The 18,736-nt window shown below is 72.1% G+C and carries 21 protein-coding genes and 1 pseudogene; 18 read left to right on the top strand and 4 right to left on the bottom strand.

Annotated elements, in window-relative coordinates; genetic code table 11:
• Positions 1 to 39 precede the first annotated feature (39 nt).
• The 4 genes from D7V80_RS32795 to D7V80_RS32780 form a co-directional block, all read right to left on the bottom strand.
• Entirely contained in the window at positions 40 to 807 is a 768-nt protein-coding gene (locus D7V80_RS32795; protein ID WP_120591861.1) for a VTC domain-containing protein, read from the bottom strand.
• Positions 804 to 2,417, bottom strand: a complete 1,614-nt coding sequence (locus tag D7V80_RS32790) for a CotH kinase family protein (RefSeq protein ID WP_120591860.1) — start codon at positions 2,415 to 2,417, stop codon at positions 804 to 806. The genes D7V80_RS32795 and D7V80_RS32790 overlap by 4 nt, the downstream gene beginning before the upstream one ends.
• 159 nt (positions 2,418 to 2,576) lie before the next feature.
• Positions 2,577 to 2,960 (bottom strand): GIY-YIG nuclease family protein, encoded by a 384-nt coding sequence (locus D7V80_RS32785; protein WP_120591859.1) that lies wholly within the window; start codon positions 2,958 to 2,960, stop codon positions 2,577 to 2,579.
• Positions 2,947 to 3,519 carry a hypothetical protein gene (locus tag D7V80_RS32780; RefSeq protein ID WP_120591858.1) on the bottom strand — a complete coding sequence of 191 codons (573 nt, stop codon included), beginning with the start codon at positions 3,517 to 3,519 and terminating at the stop codon, positions 2,947 to 2,949. Before D7V80_RS32780 ends, D7V80_RS32785 begins: the two co-directional genes overlap by 14 nt.
• 245 nt (positions 3,520 to 3,764) lie before the next feature.
• Here D7V80_RS32780 and D7V80_RS32775 point away from each other — a divergent pair, with 245 nt between their 5' ends.
• The 18 genes and pseudogenes from D7V80_RS32775 to D7V80_RS41960 form a co-directional block, all read left to right on the top strand.
• Complete coding sequence (locus tag D7V80_RS32775) at positions 3,765 to 5,099, top strand: hypothetical protein (protein ID WP_147447283.1); 1,335 nt, start codon at positions 3,765 to 3,767, stop codon at positions 5,097 to 5,099.
• 386 nt (positions 5,100 to 5,485) lie between these two features.
• Positions 5,486 to 5,737 carry a hypothetical protein gene (locus tag D7V80_RS32770; protein ID WP_120591856.1) on the top strand — a complete coding sequence of 84 codons (252 nt, stop codon included), beginning with the start codon at positions 5,486 to 5,488 and terminating at the stop codon, positions 5,735 to 5,737.
• Positions 5,734 to 6,441 (top strand): PP2C family serine/threonine-protein phosphatase, encoded by a 708-nt coding sequence (locus D7V80_RS32765; RefSeq protein WP_120591855.1) that lies wholly within the window; start codon positions 5,734 to 5,736, stop codon positions 6,439 to 6,441. The genes D7V80_RS32770 and D7V80_RS32765 overlap by 4 nt, the downstream gene beginning before the upstream one ends.
• Complete coding sequence (locus D7V80_RS32760) at positions 6,438 to 6,656, top strand: hypothetical protein (protein ID WP_120591854.1); 219 nt, start codon at positions 6,438 to 6,440, stop codon at positions 6,654 to 6,656. Before D7V80_RS32765 ends, D7V80_RS32760 begins: the two co-directional genes overlap by 4 nt.
• Positions 6,653 to 8,269 carry a DGQHR domain-containing protein DpdB gene (dbpB, locus tag D7V80_RS32755; protein WP_233585889.1) on the top strand — a complete coding sequence of 539 codons (1,617 nt, stop codon included), beginning with the start codon at positions 6,653 to 6,655 and terminating at the stop codon, positions 8,267 to 8,269. Before D7V80_RS32760 ends, dbpB begins: the two co-directional genes overlap by 4 nt.
• On the top strand, positions 8,266 to 8,571 hold the full coding sequence (locus D7V80_RS32750; RefSeq protein ID WP_120591853.1) for a LexA family transcriptional regulator: 306 nt from the start codon (positions 8,266 to 8,268) through the stop codon (positions 8,569 to 8,571). Before dbpB ends, D7V80_RS32750 begins: the two co-directional genes overlap by 4 nt.
• Entirely contained in the window at positions 8,564 to 8,920 is a 357-nt protein-coding gene (locus D7V80_RS32745; RefSeq protein WP_120591852.1) for a hypothetical protein, read from the top strand. The genes D7V80_RS32750 and D7V80_RS32745 overlap by 8 nt, the downstream gene beginning before the upstream one ends.
• Positions 8,913 to 9,104 carry a hypothetical protein gene (locus D7V80_RS32740; RefSeq protein WP_120591851.1) on the top strand — a complete coding sequence of 64 codons (192 nt, stop codon included), beginning with the start codon at positions 8,913 to 8,915 and terminating at the stop codon, positions 9,102 to 9,104. Before D7V80_RS32745 ends, D7V80_RS32740 begins: the two co-directional genes overlap by 8 nt.
• Positions 9,097 to 10,191, top strand: coding sequence for a DUF5131 family protein (locus D7V80_RS32735; RefSeq protein WP_120591850.1), 1,095 nt, complete (start codon positions 9,097 to 9,099; stop codon positions 10,189 to 10,191). Before D7V80_RS32740 ends, D7V80_RS32735 begins: the two co-directional genes overlap by 8 nt.
• Before the next feature lie 163 nt (positions 10,192 to 10,354).
• A complete protein-coding gene (locus tag D7V80_RS41535) occupies positions 10,355 to 10,624 on the top strand; it encodes a hypothetical protein (protein WP_147447282.1) in 270 nt (89 codons plus the stop codon).
• The gene (locus D7V80_RS32725; RefSeq protein ID WP_120591863.1) at positions 10,621 to 11,124 is read left to right on the top strand and encodes a DUF1643 domain-containing protein; all 504 of its coding nucleotides are present in this window, start codon (positions 10,621 to 10,623) and stop codon (positions 11,122 to 11,124) included. The genes D7V80_RS41535 and D7V80_RS32725 overlap by 4 nt, the downstream gene beginning before the upstream one ends.
• Before the next feature lie 139 nt (positions 11,125 to 11,263).
• On the top strand, positions 11,264 to 13,522 hold the full coding sequence (locus D7V80_RS32720; protein WP_120591848.1) for a DNA cytosine methyltransferase: 2,259 nt from the start codon (positions 11,264 to 11,266) through the stop codon (positions 13,520 to 13,522).
• On the top strand, positions 13,519 to 13,902 hold the full coding sequence (locus tag D7V80_RS32715) for a hypothetical protein (RefSeq protein WP_120591847.1): 384 nt from the start codon (positions 13,519 to 13,521) through the stop codon (positions 13,900 to 13,902). Before D7V80_RS32720 ends, D7V80_RS32715 begins: the two co-directional genes overlap by 4 nt.
• Positions 13,899 to 15,623, top strand: a complete 1,725-nt coding sequence (locus D7V80_RS32710) for a DEAD/DEAH box helicase (protein ID WP_199738915.1) — start codon at positions 13,899 to 13,901, stop codon at positions 15,621 to 15,623. The genes D7V80_RS32715 and D7V80_RS32710 overlap by 4 nt, the downstream gene beginning before the upstream one ends.
• Positions 15,620 to 16,843 carry a DNA adenine methylase gene (locus D7V80_RS32705; protein WP_120591846.1) on the top strand — a complete coding sequence of 408 codons (1,224 nt, stop codon included), beginning with the start codon at positions 15,620 to 15,622 and terminating at the stop codon, positions 16,841 to 16,843. The genes D7V80_RS32710 and D7V80_RS32705 overlap by 4 nt, the downstream gene beginning before the upstream one ends.
• Before the next feature lie 17 nt (positions 16,844 to 16,860).
• Positions 16,861 to 17,502 carry a hypothetical protein gene (locus tag D7V80_RS32700; RefSeq protein ID WP_120591845.1) on the top strand — a complete coding sequence of 214 codons (642 nt, stop codon included), beginning with the start codon at positions 16,861 to 16,863 and terminating at the stop codon, positions 17,500 to 17,502.
• Between the two features lie 32 nt (positions 17,503 to 17,534).
• Positions 17,535 to 18,050 (top strand): XF1762 family protein, encoded by a 516-nt coding sequence (locus tag D7V80_RS32695; protein WP_199738914.1) that lies wholly within the window; start codon positions 17,535 to 17,537, stop codon positions 18,048 to 18,050.
• Between the two features lie 259 nt (positions 18,051 to 18,309).
• Positions 18,310 to 18,736: pseudogene (locus D7V80_RS41960) on the top strand (hypothetical protein); the annotation flags it as partial.

The following is an 18,736-nucleotide window of genomic DNA, read 5'->3' as shown; positions in this document are numbered from 1 at the left end:
GTCTCGGTGGCACGGGAGGGGGATTCCTTCGGGGGGGAGTCACTTCATGGGCCGCGCGTCCTCCAGGAGCGCGCGCATGCCCTGCTCGAACTTCGAGGCGGCCGTCTCATGCGACGACAGCCCCCACAGCGCTTCCTCCAGCCAGGAGGGAGCGTCGCGTTTCCACTTCACCTCCACGACCATCGCGGGCGGCGCCCGGCCCACGAGCCGCGTGGGGACCGCGAGCGCGCCATCCGCGGACGTGTCCGGCGGCAGCGCGAACACCAGGCCTTCATCCAGCGTGATGCGCACGTCGCAGGACACCGTGGCCAGCGTGGTGCGCCGGTACCACGCGGTGATCCACGGCCGCACCGGCGTGAGGCTCGCCTGCCGCAAGAGCCTCGCGGCGGCGCCATCCACCGGCAGCAGCTGGCCGCTGAGCACCGCGCGGGCTTCCGCTTCCGTGACGGGCAGCCGGACCTTGGTCCGCCGCTCGCCGTGATTGCGCTTCAGCTCCAGGAAGCGCGTCCCGGTCAGCACCGGCGCCTCCGTGAGGTGGGCCGCGCCCGCGTACTCCCGCAGGCGCAGCCGTTCCGCCTGGCCCGAGTGACACGTGCCCAGGAAGTCCAGGCCCTCGGTGTCCAGATAGGTCGTGCGCGTGTAGGCCACGGGCAGGCCCTGGGCGTAGACGTGGCGGGACACCCAGCCCTGGACCGCGCCCAGGAAGGACGCCAGCGCCTCGCGCGACGGTTGGAAGCGCCGCTCCCGGTCCTGCTCCGCGGCGGGCGTGGGCATGTCCATGTCCTGCACCCGGGCCGTCGCGGTCATGGGCTCGTACCGAAGGCCGCGTGCACCTCGGCCTGCCGCTTCGTCGCGAAGTCCACCAGGCCGTTGGCTCCGGTGAGCGCGTCCTGGAACGCCTGCGGGCTGCTCAGGAACGTGAAGCCCGGCTGCTCCGCGTTCTCTCCCACGGCCCAGGGCGTGATGAGCGCGTGCTCCTCGCGGAAGCGCGCCTCCAGCGGTCCCGGAGCGAGCAGCCCGTCCGCCGCCTCCAGCGCGTACTTCTCGTAGATGGGCCGGTAGACGGGGTCGTCCATCAGGTAGCGGATCAGGGGCCAGGTCGCGTCCACCGACTCCTGTGACAGCGACGTGGCGCGCATGCCGTCCTGGAACGACCGGTCATGGTCCCACGTCACCCAGTGCAGCCGGCCGTTCTCTCCCGGGTGCGAGTACAGGAGGTAGTTGTGGGCCATGCCGCCGTACGCGTCCCAGTTCTCGATGACGGTGTTGTAGGCCAGCCACTTGAGGAAGCCGTCCACGTCCAGCGTGGCCTCCAGCCGCGAGCGCCACGCGGTGGAGTCCGTCCGGTCCGAGTTGAGCTGTGTGATCAGCGCCTTCACGCTGTCCCAGCCCGCCGTCTCCGCCGCCTTGTTGTCCGGCTCGAAGGAGGCCTCGTCGAAGCTCTGGAGCCGCGCGCCGGTGCCGTCCGCCTCGTAGAGCGGACCGCTGTCGTCACCGAAGAATCGCTCGAGCAGCGGGTCGCCGGGGTCCTCCGCCAGCGTGTAGAGGCCCCAGTACTGGGGCCCGTCGCCGTGGTCCACGTAGACAGCGGCGAAGGCCGTGTAGCTGGCCGGGACGCCCGCCTCGCGGAACAGGTCCGTGGCCACCTTGTTGCGGATGAGCGACGCGTCCGACACCGCGTTGGACAGCGACAGCTTGCCGAAGCCGTAGAAGTGCTGGCCCTCGATTTCCGGGTGCTCGTCCTCGAACTTGTCGAAGTTGAAGCGCAGCGGCAGCTTGCCCACGCCACTGCTCCACGCCTGGGACAGCGACGAGTTGCCCTTGTAGCGAAGCCCCACGTAGTTCCACGCCTTGCCCTCGAACTTCACCGTCGCGGGCACGTACACCGGCGTGTTGGGGATGAGGTCGCCCCCGCCGCCGCCCGGGAAGCCGCCACCGTCGGGAGGCCCGCCGGGGCCTCCAGGGCCGCCACCGCCCATCGTCGGCAGGCATGCGAGCGCGCCGCCCATGGGGGACGTGCCGCAGGTGCTGGTGAAGGTGCTGCCATTGAAGGTCGCGGTGCAGGCGTCACCGGACGCCTTGCCCACGCACGCGGCCTCGAACTCCGCGGGGAAGCCGCCCCCCGGGCCGCCCGGAAACCCGCCACCGTCGGGAGTCCCACCGGGTCCGCCGATTCCACCTCCCGCGCCGAACTCGCCGAGCATGGACGTCATGTCGTCCTGCATCGCCGTCCAGTTCTCCGGCGTGATGACGATGTCAAAGCGCTGCACCTTCCCCTGGGGGAAGACGACGTCATAAGCAGGAGGAGCGTTCTTCCCGTGCGATTCGTCGGTCCAGGTGTCGGGGCGGTCGGTGCCACAGGCTCCGAGGGCGAACGCCAATAACGCGAAGGCGCCGGAGAGGCGCGGGCGAGGCAAGGCCGTGGGGGTCCCTTTTCGGGTGCGGGGGATCACGGCCACGGCGGAGTGGGGACGCCGCCGTGGCACTGCGATTGCGGACCTTGAAGGGACGAAGTGACTTCTTCGTTACACGGCTGTGACGGATTGTTTCCAGGAACGTGACTTACGCTTCGGTACTCAGGGCCTGGGCGGCGTGTTGTAGCCAGCGTCGCCGTAGGGCTTCAGGCGCTCCAGCCACATCTCCTCCAGCACCTTCAGCTCCTCCACGGGCGGAGGGCCCCCGGGCTCCTCGCGGGGCTTGAGCCTGTCCAGCACCTCGAAGGAGAAGGCCGCCTCGCCGTGGCGCTCCCAGTCCGCCTGCAGCTCCGGGACGCGGTGCATGCGCTGGGCCAACTCGAACCGGATGCGGTTGAACATCGCGGTCAGGTTGAGGGCGTGGCCCACGAACAGCTTGCCGTTGGCGTGGCAGCGGATGGCGTAGATGCCCATGGGCACCTCCGCTTCCTTGTAGGCGCGCTTGCGCTCCGAGCGGGCCGCGCGCGAGTCATCACCGGACGTCATGGTGACCTCCGAAGCCCCGCGCGACGAGCTTCGCCTCCAGCCGCTCCTTCGCCGCAGGGTCGCGCGGGCGCACCCAGTCGCGGCCCATGCGCTCCCAGTCCGCGTCGCGCGAGTCGATGCCCAGCGCCCGGAGGAAGTCGGCCTCGCAGATGAAGCACTGCTCGCGGAAGGGGAAGAGGAAGCCGCCCTGCGACTCCAGCGAACGCGCGGCCTCCGCGTAGGTGGAGAACCACCGGTTGAGGAACGTGCTCTGGCCCTTCTGGAAGAAGGCGCGCGTGTCCAGCGTGTGTGTTCGGGCCTCCAGGGCCTGCTTCAGCTCCGTCCAGGTGGCGTGGCCTGCTTCCCGAGCGACGACGGCGAGCCCGTGCTTGTGCTGCACGGCATCCCGGCGCGCGAGCACCTCGCCCAGGGACAGGGCCGCGAAGAAGGGCAGGGCGCGCATCCGTTCCGCGGCGCGCGTGGCGCGGGCCGTGTCGGACGAGTCCAGGTCCTTGAGGAGCAGGGACGCGCGGACCTTGTATTCATGAAGTGTGACGGGGAGGGTGCTGCCGGTTCCCATGACGAATCCTCCGGTGCTGGCCCTCACCCGTTGGGGGACCGTGGAAGGACTTCATCGGGACTCTGGCGACAGCGGGTGAAGCGAGGGTGACGTCGTCTTTCCGGGCGGCGGGCGCCCCTCGGCACCCGTGGGACGAATAGACCAGACGTGCCGCGCGGGCGTCAACGCGGCCGGAGGCGTGCGGCCAGGAGGGCCCCCTTGATTCGGCCCATCCCCAGGGGGCATGTGCCGGGTATGTTTCGGCGATGGCGTCCGAACGCGCACGAACAGCCCCCTCCACGAACGACCTTGCCGCCTCCGAACTGGAGGCCGTGCGGATCCTGGAGGGCGGCGCGGAGCTCATCTCCGGGGCGATGCGCCCCCATGCGGAGCTGGAGGCCATGCTGTCGGCCCGTGGCTGGAAGCGCCGCTTCCTGAAGCAGCCGGAGCGGGTGTCCGCGTTCGTGGCTGGGGCCGAAGCGGTGCGGGAGGCGCTGGAGCGTGTGCACCGCCGCGCGGCGGTGGAGTCGTGGGCCGAGGACATGCCCATCCTGCGGCAGGCACGCGCGCTGTCCACGCAGCGTGAGCGCCTCACCCGGCTTGCGCGAGAACGGCTGGACACGTTGACGGTCGCGCCTCCGGACGTGACGCTTGAAGAGGCGCTGACGCGGTTGGAGGCATTGCTTCGCCAGCCTGTCAGCAAGGCACTGAAAGAGGGCGAGGTGCTCGTCTTCGAGTCCGACCACGGCCGTTCGAAGCAGCCGGGCCCAGGCGTGGGCGGCTCGAACATACCCACGCCCTATCTCGTGATGCTGCCGGTGGCCGTGTTGCTCTTCATCTTTCTCATGGCCTCTGGGGCCCAGACACTGGGGCTGACCTTTCTGGGGTTCTTCATGGGAGGTTCCCTGCTGTGGCCCCTGCTGCGCTCCGGCAGGGTGCGGATCACCAGCGAGCGGCTCCTCTGGTCGCCTGTGGTTGGTGAGGCGCAAGCGGTGCGGTTGGACTCGATCGCGGATGACGGCGTCCGCCTGGATCGGAGCCAGTTCGACCTGGAGGTGACGGGCGACCGCCGGCTGCGCGCGCGCAGCGTTCCGAATCCCCTGAGACTGCTGCTCACGCTGGAACTGCATCGTCAGCCGCCGCTCCTCGGCGCGGCGCGGTCGGGCGTGCAACTGGAGGACGTCGCCCTCTTCCCCGCGAAGGTGGGGGACGTCGACGGGCTCTGCGTCCTGCGTCCCCACGCGTTGGCGTTCGTCCCCGACAGGCGCGGCCTCCAGTCGCTTCAGGCCGTCACCGGAAAGCCCACGTCGCTGAATGGGTTCGAGGCGGACTGGGTGTTGGAGGCGTTGCGCTGGCTGCCCGCGGCGGAGTTCGACGCCTGTGTCTCACGCGTGGTGAAGGCCACGGGAGGCCTTGCCTGGGCCGCGGGAGATGCGCACTTCGTTCCGGGCCTGCCGGTATGGGTGGCGATCCGGATCAAGCGCGGTGAGCAGGTGCTGCTCGGGCGGGCGGAGTGGCTCTATCGCGCCTCCGCCGAGAGGCTTCTCCAGGGATGGCGCAAGCGCCCGGGGGAGGGCAAGGGCACCTACGATTCGGACTGACCGCGGCGCAGGCCCAGGGCCTTCATCTTCTTGTAGAAAGCCGGGTCCCGTCACGCTGTTGAACCGTGTTGATTCCTCTGTGATTGCGAGGACTTCGCGCGACGGCGGGGTTGATGCTGTTGGTCCTTCGCAGCCGCTCGTGATGGCAGGTGAGCACGCGGCAGACACACGGGCTCGTGTTGCCGCGTTTCGCGCTGGCATCGCTGCTGCTCCTGGATGCCGTGCCTGTACTGCTTCTCAGGCCTGCCTTGAGCATGCGCTTGAAGCTGCGGTGAGGCTCCTCACCCAGGTCACCGGTTCGTAGCGCTCCGCGCCCGGCCTGTCTGCGGGCTTCTTCCTTCACTTCGAAGTCAACGCGCCTTCCGCGCGAACAGGAGACGTGTGTCATGACGTCCAACCGCAAAGCGGCGATCCACGAACCGCCTCGCATCCCCGACGAATTCACGCTGCGCTTCAAGCGCGCCCCTGGTGGCGGCTGGGTCGTCTCTGGAGACTCCGCAGGGAAGGGGCACTACGCCTACGAGGCGTTCTGCGACGCCTTCTGCCGCCTGCCCATGCGGGGCGTCTCCGGCGCGAGCCTCCCGTCCACGGGGACGGACGCCAAGGCCCGGCGCAACACGAAGGGCGGTGGGCGATGAGCCGCGCCTTCGACGCGGGCTCATGCTCCGAACAGGGCCCCCGGGACTACCAGCAGGACGCCGCAGGCCACACCCAGGGCCCGGCCGGTCTCGTTGCCGCCGTGGCGGACGGCCTGGGCAGCTACGAGGGCAGCGACAAGGCCGCCCAGGTCGCAGTGCGCTCGGTGCTGGGGCACGCGTACCTGGACCCGGTGGGAGGCGGTGGCTCGCTCAAGCGCGGCATGGAGTTCGCCGTCGCGCACGCCCACCGCGACGTCCGCCATGAGCAGCATGTCGGCCAGCACATGGGACTCACCACGCTGGCCCTGCTGGTGGTGGCGGGGGGGCGGGCCGCCGTGGCGCACGTGGGCGACAGCCGCGTGTACCGGCTGCGCGCGGGGAAGCTGGAGCAACTCACCGAGGACCACCGCGACAGCCGGCACGTCCTGACGCGGTGCCTCGGCAGCTTCCGCTCCGACTTCACGCCGGACGTGCTGGAGACGGACGCGCATCCCGGGGACGTGTGGCTGCTGTCCACCGACGGCGTGCACGAGACGCTGACGCCGGAGCAGCTCGCCTCGGTGCTGGCGGACGGCGCCGACGCCCAGGTGGCTGCCCAGGCCCTGGTGGAGTCCGCGCTCTCCGACGGCAGCCGCGACAACTGCACCGCCCTGGTGGTGCGCGTGCCCGGGGACGCCCCGGAGACGGTGCGAGGTGCCGCGTGAGCGCGCCCCGCACCCACTCCGCCGCCGTCGCCAAGGTGTCCCTGCGCAGCGGCACTGGCCACCGCGTCTCCATCAGCGACCCCACCGGCGTCGTCGTCAGCGTCTGGGACGCGGACGCGCGCAAAGCCTGGGCGAAGGCCGATGACCTGGACCGCGCCCGCCGCGAGCGTGCCGCCAGCTGCCCCACCGTCATCACCCGGAGGCCCACGCGATGAGCGCGCCCGTCCAGGTGGCCCTGGTGGGCTGCGGCAAGGCGAAGCGGGCGCACCGCGCCCCCGCGCGCGCCCTCTATACGGGGAACCTCTTCCGCGCGCACCTGGCCGAGGCCGAGGCCACGACGCCGCACGTCTATGTGGTGTCGGCCCTTCACGGGCTGCTCCCGCTGGATGAGGAGGTGGCCCCGTACGACGTCACCCTCCGAGGCATGCCGCGCGAGAAGCGCGCTGCCTGGGGGCGACAGGTGATGGAGGCGCTCGCGCGCCGCTACCCCGCCGCCGCCGTCGAACTGCTCGTCTACGCGGGCCGGACGTATGCGGAGCCGCTGCGAGAAGCGCTCTCCGCCGCTTCGCTCGATTGGTGGACGCTCGTGGAGCCGCTCAAGGGCGCCACCCAGGGTGCGCGCCTGCGCATCCTCGCGGAGGCGAGCCGGATGCGCGCGGAGGCGCGGGCTCCGCTGCGCCTGCCCGCGCTTGAGGTGGCCCAGCCGTCTGGCCGGCGCCTCTACCTCTTCGCGGTGGACGGCAAGCAGGTGCCCTCCTTCGCCACCGTGTCGCGCGTGAAGCGCACTGACGGCGTCCTGGAGGGCTATCAGCGCCCCGAGGCGCGCGCCCACGTGGAGGCCATCCGCGAGTACATGGAGAGCGCGGGGGCCCTGGTGCCCAACGCGGTGGTGCTGGCCTTCGACTCGCGCGTGCGCTTCGAGGCGCTGCCCGGGCAAGGAGAGGGCGCCCGCCACGGGCACCTCGTCATCCCGCGCGCCACCGCGCCAGACGCGCCTGACGCTCCGGGCTTCATCGTGGACGGGCAGCAGCGCCTGGCCGCCGTGCGCGACGCGGCGGTGACGGCCTTCCCGCTGGCGTGCACCGGCTTCGTCGCGGAGACGGTCGGCCAACAGGCGGAGCAGTTCATCCTGGTCAACTCCACGAAGCCCCTTCCCAAGGGGCTCATCCACGAGCTGCTGCCCAGCACAACGGCGGCACTTCCCGCGGCGCTGGAGCGCAAGCGCCTGCCGGCGCAGCTCCTCGCCCGCCTCAACCTGGACGAGGGCAGCAGTCTGCGCGGCCTCGTCATCACCCAGACGTGCCCGCGCGCCACCGGAAAGGCTGGGGGGAAGCTCTTCACCGCCGTCATCAAAGACACGTCCCTGCTTTCCGCGCTGGAGGACAGCCTGGAGAACGGCACCCTCTTCGACTTGGAGCGCGGGGGCGCTGACGTGGACGCCATGGTGGCGCGCGTGTCCGCGTGGTGGGCCGCTGTCGCCAGCACTTGGCCGGACGCGTGGGCGAGGCAGCCCAAGGAGTCGCGCCTGTCGCACGGCGCAGGCGTGCGCGCTCTGTCGCTCCTCATGGACTCCGCCTGCCAATTCCTCGCGCAGGAGGGCAACGCCACGCCCACGCAGGCCGACTTCGAGCGCGAGCTCGCGCTGGTGCGCGACGCCTGCGCCTGGACGTCCGGCACCTGGGCTTTCCCCACCGGTGAGCGCCGGTGGAACGACCTGCAGAACACCCCCAAGGAGGTGGCCCTCCTCGCGCAGCACCTGGGCGCCCTCTACCGCGAGCGCCGCGCGGCGAAACCCCACCGGCGCACCCGAAAGGCTGGTGCCGCATGAGCTGCCGTCCCCCTCCCGAGAATGGCCCCTCCGGGGGCGCCCCCACGCAGCGCCAGCAAGAGGTCCTCGCATACGTCTACTCGTACCGCCAGGCCAACGGACTGGCCCCCACGGCTCGCGAGGTGTGCGAGCGCTTCGGGTTTTCGTCCACGGCCGCTGCGGCGGACTACTTCGAGCGCCTTGAGCAGCACCGCCTGCTGCGGCGCCTGCCGAACGTCCACCGCGGGCTCCTCATCACCGAGTCCGGCGAGGCCCTGGCGAATGCCTACCTGCGCGAGCACCCCGAGGTGCTCAATGGGTAGCCCGCTGCCCACGCCCGAGGAGCGCCGCGAGCAGGTGAGCGTGCTGGTGCGCACGTGCCCGAAGCGCGAGCGCGGCCTGCTGCGTCTGCGGCTGTACCGCGAGACGCCCACGTCGCCGGAGGACGCCGGGTACAGCGGGCTCAAGGCTCGGTGCGCGGTGTGCTGGACGCTGCGCCCGCGTCACCTGCAACTCGGCGAGGTGAAGGAGCGGCCGGTGGCGACCTGCCGGCATCCCGCCTGCGAGCGGCTATGGCGGACGGCGAAGAAGCGGGAGCAGCCCTTCCATGAGCGCGCGAAGGCTGCGCTGCTGGCCAGCTTCGCGGCGGGCCCCGAGGTGCGCCATGCGTGACCTGCTCACGGCAGGCGGCATCCTCGTCGCCCTCGCCGCCCTCCGGGGCGTGACCGCGCTCCTTGACCTGGTGGACCGCGACGAGACACCCGCCACGCCCACCCGCAGCACCGGTCGGCCCGAGTTGCGCGTGCTGCCCGGAGGCCTCTCCACGCAGCGCGAGGAGGCGAAGCGCCATGGCTGAGACGGCCATCGAGTGGACGGACGTCGTGTGGAACCCGACGCGGGGCTGCTCCCGCGTCTCCCCGGGCTGCGGTGGGGGCACTCCCGGGGCGCGCAAGGGCGGCTGCTACGCGGAGCGCATGGCCATCCGGCTTTCCGGTCCGGGGCAGGCCTACGAGGGGCTCGTGAAGAGCACCCCGGCGGGCCCGCGGTGGACGGGCAAGGTGGTGCTCGACGCGGAGAAGCTGCTGGAGCCGCTCCACTGGCGGAAGCCCCGGCGCGTCTTCGTCAACAGCATGAGCGACCTCTTCCACGAGTCGCTCCAGGCGAAGGACATCGCGAGGGTGTTCGCGGTGATGGCGCTCGCGCGGCGGCACACCTTCCAGGTGCTGACGAAGCGCGCGGACGTCATGGCGCGCACCGTGGGCAGCGAGGACTTCAAGGGCCAGGTGCTGTCCATCGCTTCCATGGAGGCGACGCGGCGCGGGCTCGAACTGGAGCCGGATGAGCTGCGCTGGCCGCTGCCCAACGTGTGGCTGGGCGTGTCCGTGGAAGACCAGCAGCGCGCGGACGAGCGCATCCCGGAGTTGCTGCGCACGCCTGCGGCGGTGCGGTGGCTGTCCTGCGAGCCGCTCCTCGGGCCGGTTGACCTTCAGCGCTTCATCCCGCAGCGAATGCAGACCAGCGGCTGGAACGGCCCGGCTCATCACCACGTGCTTCCCGCTGTTGGTGGAAGTCGAGGGTTGGACTGGGTCGTCGTCGGTGGTGAGTCCGGCCCGGGTGCCCGGCCCATGCACCCCGTCTGGGCGCGCCGCCTGCGCGACCAGTGCGTGGGCACGGGCGTGCACTTCTTCTTCAAGCAGTGGGGCGCATGGAAGCCCTGCTGCGTGATGACGCAGCAGGAGACCGAGGCGCTCTACGAGCCGGTGCCCGAGGGCATGCCCGACGACAGTCGGCGCAGATGCCTCGTGCCGGACGTGGCCTTCCTCCCGGAACCGATGCCGGTCGGTGGTGAGCTTCACCAGCTCTTCGACCTTGGGAAGAAGGCTGCTGGCCGCGTTCTCGACGGGCGCACCTGGGACGAGATGCCGGAGGTGGCCCGTGGGTGAGGTTCGGATCCGCGGAATCACCCTCTGGCGGCCTTGGGGATGGGCGGTCGTCCATGCCGACAAGGACGTGGAGAACCGGGGCCCGCGCTTTCCTGCGCCCCCTATCGGCTCGTGGCTCGCCATTCACAACGGGAAGACGTGGGACCAGGACAACGCCGACGCCATGGCGTCCAATTTCGGGCTCCACGTGCCGACGGAGGCAGAGCACCCGGCCGGCGCCATCATCGGCGTCGCGCGCGTGGAGGCGGTGACGCGCAAGACGGCCTTCCGTCCCAGCCGCTGGTACATGGGAGAGACGGGGCTGTGGCTCACGGACAGGACGCCCATCCAGCCCGTGGCCTGCCGCGGCGCCCAGGGGCTGTGGGTGCTGCCCGATGAAGTCCTCCGCCAGGTGCGCGCAGCGTGGTCGGTCGCGCAGGGGGCGGCTCGATGACGTCCCGTTACCTGGATGCCGGCGCCGAGCTGAGCGCGTGCGGCCTGTACCGGTACCGCCTCTGGCGCCGCTGGTCCGCGCAGGACGACCGCCGCGTCCTCTTCGTCATGTTGAACCCGTCCGTTGCCGATGGGCAGCAGGACGACCCAACGCTGCGCCGCTGCGTGGGCTTCGCGCAGGCGTGGGGCTACGGGGCGCTCACGCTCTGCAACCTCTTCGCCTTCCGGGCCACGGACCCGGCGGACCTGATGCGCGCGAAGGACGCGGTAGGGCCGCTCAACGACGAGGCCCTCGATGCCGCCGCGCGCGAGGCCTCCCTCGTCGTCGGAGCCTGGGGCGCCCACCGCTTGGTGTCCCAGCGCGCGCCCGCGGTGCTGGCCCTGCTGCGCCGGTACCACCCGGTGCACGCGCTCGCGCTCACTGGCGCGGGCGAGCCCCGGCACCCGCTGTACCTAACTGGGCACCTGCGGCCGCAGCTCTACCGGGAGGCGCTGACGTGAACCCCGCGCGCCTTCTCCTGCCCTGCACGTGCGCTGGCTACCTCCTCGCCCTCGCGGAGCCGCGCATGGGCGCCTTCCTCTTTGCCGTCCTCTCCCTCTTCGCGGCGCTCGGCGCCGTCGCTGTCGTCCGGAGCTGTCCATGAGCTGCATCCAGGAGCACGAGTTCACCGTCGGGTACCTCTTCTGCGGCGCGGGCGTCGGCGCGTACGGCGCGGACTGCGCCCAGGTGGAGGTGGACGGCCACCGCGCGACGGTCCGCAACGTGGGCGGCATCGACTTCGAGCAGGAGCGCTGCGACACCTTCATGAAGCTGACGGGCGCGAAGTCCCTCTGCGTGGACATCGGCCGCATGCGTCCGCGCGAGCTGCGCACCTTCTTCGGCCCGCGTGCCCCGTACTTCATGAAGTGGAGCCCGCCGTGCAAGGGCGCCTCCCGGCTCACCTCGAAGGAGCGCGCGGCGACGAAGAAGTACCAGGACATGAACCGGCTCGCGGTGAAGGCCGCGCGCAAGGTGCTGGCCGCGTGGAAGGGCGACGAGCGTCCCGTCATGGTCGTTATCGAGAACGTGCCGGCGTACCGGCATCGCTGCCCGGAGAACCTCGCGGAGGTGCTGCGCCTGGGCCGTCGCGCGGGCTACGAGGTGTCCGTCGTCGAGCACGACCTGGGCGAAGAGGCGGGGCTGGCCCAGCGCCGCCAGCGCCTCACCATCTGCTGGCGCGACGCGAAGCGCTGCCCGGTGCCGGTGGCGATGCCCAGCAAGAAGCGCCTTCGCGGTGTCGGTGAGGTGCTCGGGCCGCTGCCCTTTCCGGATGACCCGCGCGCGGGGAAGCACCACCGCCTGCCGAAGATTGAGTGGCTGAACGCGGTGCGCCTGGCGCTCGTGCCCCCGGGCGGGGACTGGCGGGACTTGCCGCCGCGCGGGGGCGTGCTGGCGTGGCTGGAGGCGCGCGGGCTGTGGCCGGCGGGCGTGGACACGGGCCCCTTCCGTGCCCTGGTGGAGGAGCAGCTCGGCACGCTGGTGCGGCAGGGGCAGCAGCGCCGCGAGGTGCACCGTCGGCACCCGGTGCAGGCCTGGGCGGAGCCGGCGCCGACGGTGGCCGGGCCCGGTGGCGCGGGGCTGTGCGCGGTCGAGGACCCGCGCGGGCTGGACGGCATTGCGCTCGGCCATGCGCCGCGGCGTGGTGCCGAGGGCGTGACGGCCTGGGACGGGCCAGCGCCCACGGTGCGCGGTGTCGCCCGGCACGACAATGGCGGTGCGGCCGTGGCCGACCCACGAGCCCTCGAGGAACTCGCGCGCGGCGCGTCCGAGGGAGCCGGCGTGGCGAAGAAGAACGGGCTGCTCGGCGTCGGTGCGTGGAGCGAGCCCGCCGCCACCGTCATCGGGCACGCGTCGGTGAGCAGGGCGCAGGGCGTGGGCGCGGTGGCGGACCCACGCCCCCTGGACGCGCTGGCGCTGCGCGCGGACGGCCGCGCGGGGACCTGCGGCGTCATCGACTGGCGCGAGCCCGCGGGCACCGTCATCGGCATGCCATACGTCTCCGGTGGCAGCACGCCCGTCTCGGTGGCGGATCCGCGCCTGGACGGCATCGCCATGGGGACGGACAACCCGCTGCGCCACCGCAACAAGTACGCGGTGACGGGATGGAGCAGCCCGTCGGGCACGGTGACGGCCGCCTCCCGCCCGGGCAGCGGCGCGCCCTCGGTGGCGGACCAGCGCGTCCTGGAGCTCGTCGGGCTGGGCCAGACGGCCACGGGCGCGGGCACCTACGCGGGCCGGCCCGGCCTCTTCGGAGTCATGGACGAGCGCGCCCCGGCGCCCACCGTTTCCGGCTCCGCAGCGGTGAGCAGCAGCAACACGCCGGCCGCGCTCGCGGACTCGCGCGCGGCGGTGGCGCTCAATGCGCTGGGCGTCGGGCCCACCTGCCGCAACGGCTTCTACGGCGTGCTGGAGTGGGACTCTCCGGCGCGCACCGTGACGGGCAGCCTCCAGGTGGACAACGGCTCCGCGGCCATCGCGGACCCGCGCCCCGCGCCCCGGCCCGTCATCAGCATCCACCTGGCCCTGGCGCTGCTCGCCGAGGGCTGGGAGCCGCCCAAGGGCGCGCTGGCCCCGGCCATTCTCTCCCCGCTGTCGGGCTGCTGGCACCGGCCCCTCACCACGCTGGAGTTGGCCGTCCTCCAGGGCCTGCCACCGGTGGTGGATGGACAGCCGCTGGAGTTCGTCTCCTCCAGCGACGCGCGCGTGCGGAGCATGGTGGGCGACGGCATCCCCGCAGGTGGCGCACTCGTGTGGCAGGAGGAGCAGCTCCTCGCCGCGCTGAAGTCGAAGCTGGGCCACGGCTGGTCGCTGGTGAGCGACTTCTGGTTCCGCCCGGGCTTCGAGGGGTACGCGGCGTGAGCGCGCCCACGCCCGCCATGACGGCGCTGGAGCAGGCCCGCGCCCTCGTCACCCGCCACCGCTTCCTCTGCGCCGGCGAGTCCCTCCTGCAGAAGGCGCTCGCCCAGGTTCTGACGGAGGCGGGCATCCCCTTCCTGCGCGAGGTGCGGCTGGGGGAGGCGGGCCGCATCGACTTCCTGCTGACGGAGGCCCACGTCGGCCTCGAAGTGAAGGTGGACGGGGGCCTGTCCGAGGTCACCCGTCAGCTTCTTCGCTACGCGGAGCGGGAGGACGTCCACGCCCTCCTGCTCGTCACCACCCGCAGCCGCCACGACAGCTTGCCGGCCCTCATGTTGGGCAAGCCCGTGCGCGTCGCCGTGTTGAAGGGAGGCCTGCTGTGAAGACGTACGGGACGGTGCGCCTGGAGGCGCGGAAGCTGGGCAGCAGGGGAGGGGAGCGGCCCGCGTGGGTGGTGCAGGCGGAGCCCCACGTGGCGCTGCGGCTGAAGCGCGTCTTCGACCGCATCAACAAGGGCGACGTCGGCGAGGTCCTCCTGGCGGCCACCGCGGAGACGGCGCGCGAGCTGGAGTGGTTCCTGGAGCGCTACCCCATGGAGGTGGTGGGGAAGGAGGCCAAGGACTTCCTGCGGCGCGGCGCGCGCGAGCACACCCGGCGTGAGGCCCAGGTGGCTGAGCTGCTGGCGGCGGAGTACCAGGCGCCGGACTTCGTGATGAATGTCCCGCCCCGCGAGTACCAGCGGAAGGCGGCGGACATGTGGCTGCGCCTGCAGCGCCTGCTGCTGGCGGACGACGTGGGCCTGGGGAAGACGGCCTCCGCCCTGACGGGCTTCACGGACACGCGGACGCTGCCGGCGGTGGTGGTAACGCTGACGCACCTCCCCCGGCAGTGGCAGCGCGAGCTGGCGCGCTTCCTCCCGCGCCTGCGCGTGCACGTGGCGAAGCGCGCGACACCGGAGGACGTCACTCGCGGGCGCGGCGGGCAGAAGCTGCCCTGGCCGGACGTCCTCATCCTCAACTACCACAAGCTGTCCGGCTGGGCGGACACGCTGGCCAACGCGGGCGTGCGCTCCATCGTCTTCGACGAGTGCCAGGAGCTGCGGCGCGGGCCCGAGTCGGACAAGTACCGGGCCGCCCACTACCTGGCGGAGCGCACGCCCTTCGTCATCGGCCTGTCCGCCACCCCCATCTACAACTACGGCGGGGAGATGTTTCACGTCCTCGACGCCATCAAGCCCGGCGTCCTGGGCACCCGCGAGGAGTTCAGCCGGGAGTGGTGCACCGGCGTGGACGACAAGCTCAACTTCAAGGACCCGCGCGCCTTCGGCACATACCTGCGCGACGCGGGACTCATGCTGCGCCGCACGCGGCAGGACGTCGGGCGGGAGCTGCCGTCCCTCTCGCGCGACGTGCACACCGTGGAGTCGGACACGCGGGTGCTCGACGAGGTGCAGGACAAGGCCGCGGAGCTCGCCCGCATCATCCTCGCTCAGGGTGGGGTGAAGCCCGAGGAGCGGCTCCACGCGTCCGGGGAGCTGTCCTGGCGCCTGCGGCAGGCCACCGGCATCGCGAAGGCGCCCTTCGTCGCGGAGTTCGTCCGCATGCTGATCGAGAACGGCGAGCGGGTACTGCTCTACGGCTGGCACCACGAGGTGTACAGCATCTGGCGCCAGCGGCTCGCGGAGTACTCCCCGGCCATATTCACCGGCCAGGAGAGCCCGGCCCAGAAGGAGGAGCAGGCCCAGCGCTTCAAGTTGGGCCAGACGCCCATCCTCATCATGTCGCTGCGCGCGGGCGCGGGTCTCGACGGCCTCCAGCATTGCTGCCGCACGGTGGTGTTCGGCGAGCTGGACTGGAGCCCCGGCGTGCACGAGCAGGCGTGCGGTCGCGTCCACCGCGACGGCCAGCCGGACCCCGTCATGGCCTACTTCCTGGTGTCCGACTCCGGCTCCGACCCGGTGGTGGCGGACGTCCTCGGCATCAAGCGCAACCAGATGGAGGGCATCCGCGATCCGCAGGCCAGCCTCATGGAGCGGCTGGAGACGGACGAGGGGCGCGTGCGGAAGCTGGCCGAGGCCTTCCTGAAGAACCGGAGGGCGGCGTGAACCCCCTGCGCGCACCCTTCCCCTGGTTTGGCGGGAAGTCCCGGGCCGCCCACCTCGTGTGGGAGGCATTCGGCGACGTGGCGAACTACGTGGAGCCCTTCGCGGGCTCCCTCGCCGTGATGCTGGGCCGGCCCACGCCCGCCGGCGTGGAGACGGTGAACGACCGAGACACGTACCTGGCCAACTTCTGGCGCGCCGTGCAGCTCGCGCCGGACGAGGTGGCCCGGTACGCGGACTGGCCGGTGAACGAGGCGGACCTCCATGCCCGGCACCGGTGGCTGGTGGGCCAGACGGAGTTCCGCGCGCGGATGCGGCAGGACCCCGAGTATTTCGACTCGAAGATCGCGGGGTGGTGGGTGTGGGGCATCTGCCAGTGGATTGGCAGCGGTTGGTGCGCACAGCCTGCGTGGGAGGAGCAGGAGGCGGCCGGCGCAGAGAAGACGTGCGGCATCGCCACGAGCGAGTACGCGAAGCGGCCGATGCTCGACAAGCCGGGCCGGGGCATTCATCAGCTCGCGGTTCGTGAGGGCACGTCTCTCGCGAACGCCTTGGCCTGGGAGGGACGCGCGCACCCGGGCAACGGGCTCCGCGGATTCCACGGCCGGCGCGTGCGCAGTGCGGCGACGTCCGACCATGAGAAGCGGCCGAACCTGGGACGCGGCGGACGAGGCGTGCACGGGAGCTCAAGCTGGGACGTGCGTCCCTCGCTGCGTGGAAGCCGCAGCGCCACCGGCATGGGTGTCCACGCCAGCGGGCAGGCGGGCGGCATCGGTGAGTGGATGCAGGATTTGGCACACCGCCTGCGCTACGTGCGCGTGTGCTGCGGAGACTGGAGCCGCATCCTCTCGCCGAACGTCACCGAGCGTATCGGCGTGACGGGCGTGCTCCTGGACCCGCCGTACAGCGACGCGGCCGGCCGCGACCCCAGCATCTACGCCGAGGAGGACCTGCAGGTGGCCCACCGCGTGCGCGAGTGGGCTCTGGAGAACGGGGACAACCCGCGCCTGCGCATCGCGCTGTGCGGCTACGAGGGCGAGCACGAAATGCCCGCGACCTGGAGGTCCGTGTCCTGGAAGGCCCCGGGCGGGTACGCGGCCGCGCGCGGGAACCACGAGAACGCCCAGCGCGAGCGCATCTGGTTCAGCCCCCACTGCCTGGCGCCGGCGGACGACCCGTTTCACGGTCTGCCGCTCGCCAGCTTCGCGCGAGGTGCCCGGTGAGCCCCTGCGCTGCCCCCATGCGCGTCCCCATCTACGGCGTAACCGCGCCACAGCCCTGGGCCTGGGCCGTCCAGGTGCGCAACGCGCCGGTGCTCAACCTCCACCGGGCCCCGCCGGCGGACGTGCTGGGCGCCTACGTCGCGGTGTGCGCCGCGGCGGAGTACGTGCCGGAGCTGGCCGAGTGGATGGCCTCCTGGCACGGGCCGGGCGTCGCGGCCCCGCGCGTGAGCGACGCACCCACCAGCGCAGTGGTGGCGGTGGCGCGCGTCGCTGCGGTGTCGTTGTGGCCGGACGGTGAGCGGCAGTCGCGCTGGTACGTGGGCCCGGCGGGCCTGTGGCTGGAGGACGTGGTGGCGCTGCCGGAGCCCGTCGCCTGCGAGCCCGGCCCCGCGGACGTGCTGTGGGAAGTGCCCGCCCAGGTGCTGGCCCGGGTGCGGCTGGCCTTCGGAGCGCTCGTCGGCGAGGACAAGGCGCGTTGGGATGCCTACGAGTCCCTCGCCGCGCGCTCCGGAGGGCGCGATCCCGCGTCGCTGAAGGACCGCGTCCTCCGAAAATGCAGCTGCGGGCGCGCGATGACGAAGTGCCAGGCGTGCCGGACCTGGCGCTGCACCGCGCCCGGGTGCCCGCCGCACACCTGCGCCACGGGGGTGTCCCCTTGAGCCGATGCTACCCTCAGCTCCGGCTGGTGCCCGTGACGCTGGAGCAGGCCAATGCCTTCGTGGACGAGCACCATCGGCACCACGAGCCTGTGCCGGGCTGCCGCTGGCGACACGGGCTCTGGGACCTGTCGCTTAACCAGCTGTGCGGGGTTGCCATCGTCGGCAACCCCGTCGCACGCGAACTCGACGAACGCCGCATTGTCGAGGTGAACCGCTGCTGCACCGACGGCACTCCGAACGCCTGCAGCATGCTCTACGGCGCGGCTGCGCGCGTCGCCCAGGACTTGGGCTTCTTCGCGATCATCACCTACACCCTGGACGAAGAGGAAGGCGCTAGCCTCCGGGCGGACGGCTGGTGGGGCGTGCGGGATGCGGTGCGCGAAGAGTCCTGGAACCGGCCCTCACGCCCGCGCGGCGCGTTGTCGCTCGGGCCGAAGACGCGATGGGTGCGCTTCCTCTGCGAATACCCCGAGGACCTGCCGGAACGGGTCGAAGACGTTGAGCCGGAGCCGCCGCTCCTCGCGCTGATGGCGGGAGGTGCTCGGTGAGCCGCTGCCGCCTGCCCGCCGTGCGCTGCGAGGACTGCGGGGCCACCCGCCTGGGCGACGCCATCACCGACGATGGCAGGCCGTCGCCCCACGCGCCGCGCGTGGCCTCGGAGGCCGTGCGCGCGAAGCACCCGGGCCCCTGGCCCACCTGTCGTCACGGGGTCGCCGCGCTGGCCGACTGCGTTGACCGGCCCGTCCCGCCCGCGTGCTGCCCCCATCCGGAGGCGTCGCCCCTTCTTCCTGCGCAGGACCCCACACCATGAGCATCTGCCCCACTCCTCCTGCCCGCCCTCGCCGTCGCCCCGTGCCTCCTCTACCGCTGGAGATCGCGGAGGGCGAGCCGGTGCCCCCGGGCATGGTGCGCCTGCTGTCCGGCCAGGTCGTCACCGAGGACGACGCGGCCCAGGTGATTCCCGGTGCGCTCCCGCCCGAGGCGCGCTGGCCGGAGGAGGCCGAGCCCGCCCAGGAAACGCCCGTGGCGCCCACCTACCGCCGCGAGCCTGCGGGCGCGTGCTGCGCGCACACCTTCGACCCGGAGGCCCTGCACGACGAGTTGGACGCCCTGCGCGCGGAGAGGGCCCGCCTGCGCGAGGCCCTGGCACGCAGCGAAGGCCGTGCCGAAGGGCTCGCGCACGCCATCGCGCTGCTGGCCCCGGCCCTCGCTGTCCCCGCGCCCGTCCCCGGCC

The sequence above is a fragment of the Corallococcus sp. CA054B genome (assembly GCF_003611625.1).
In the GTDB taxonomy this organism is placed as follows: Bacteria; Myxococcota; Myxococcia; order Myxococcales; family Myxococcaceae; genus Corallococcus; species Corallococcus coralloides.
The sequence above is the reverse complement of the archived record's forward strand: the minus strand, read 5'-3'. Positions and strand labels throughout refer to the sequence as shown.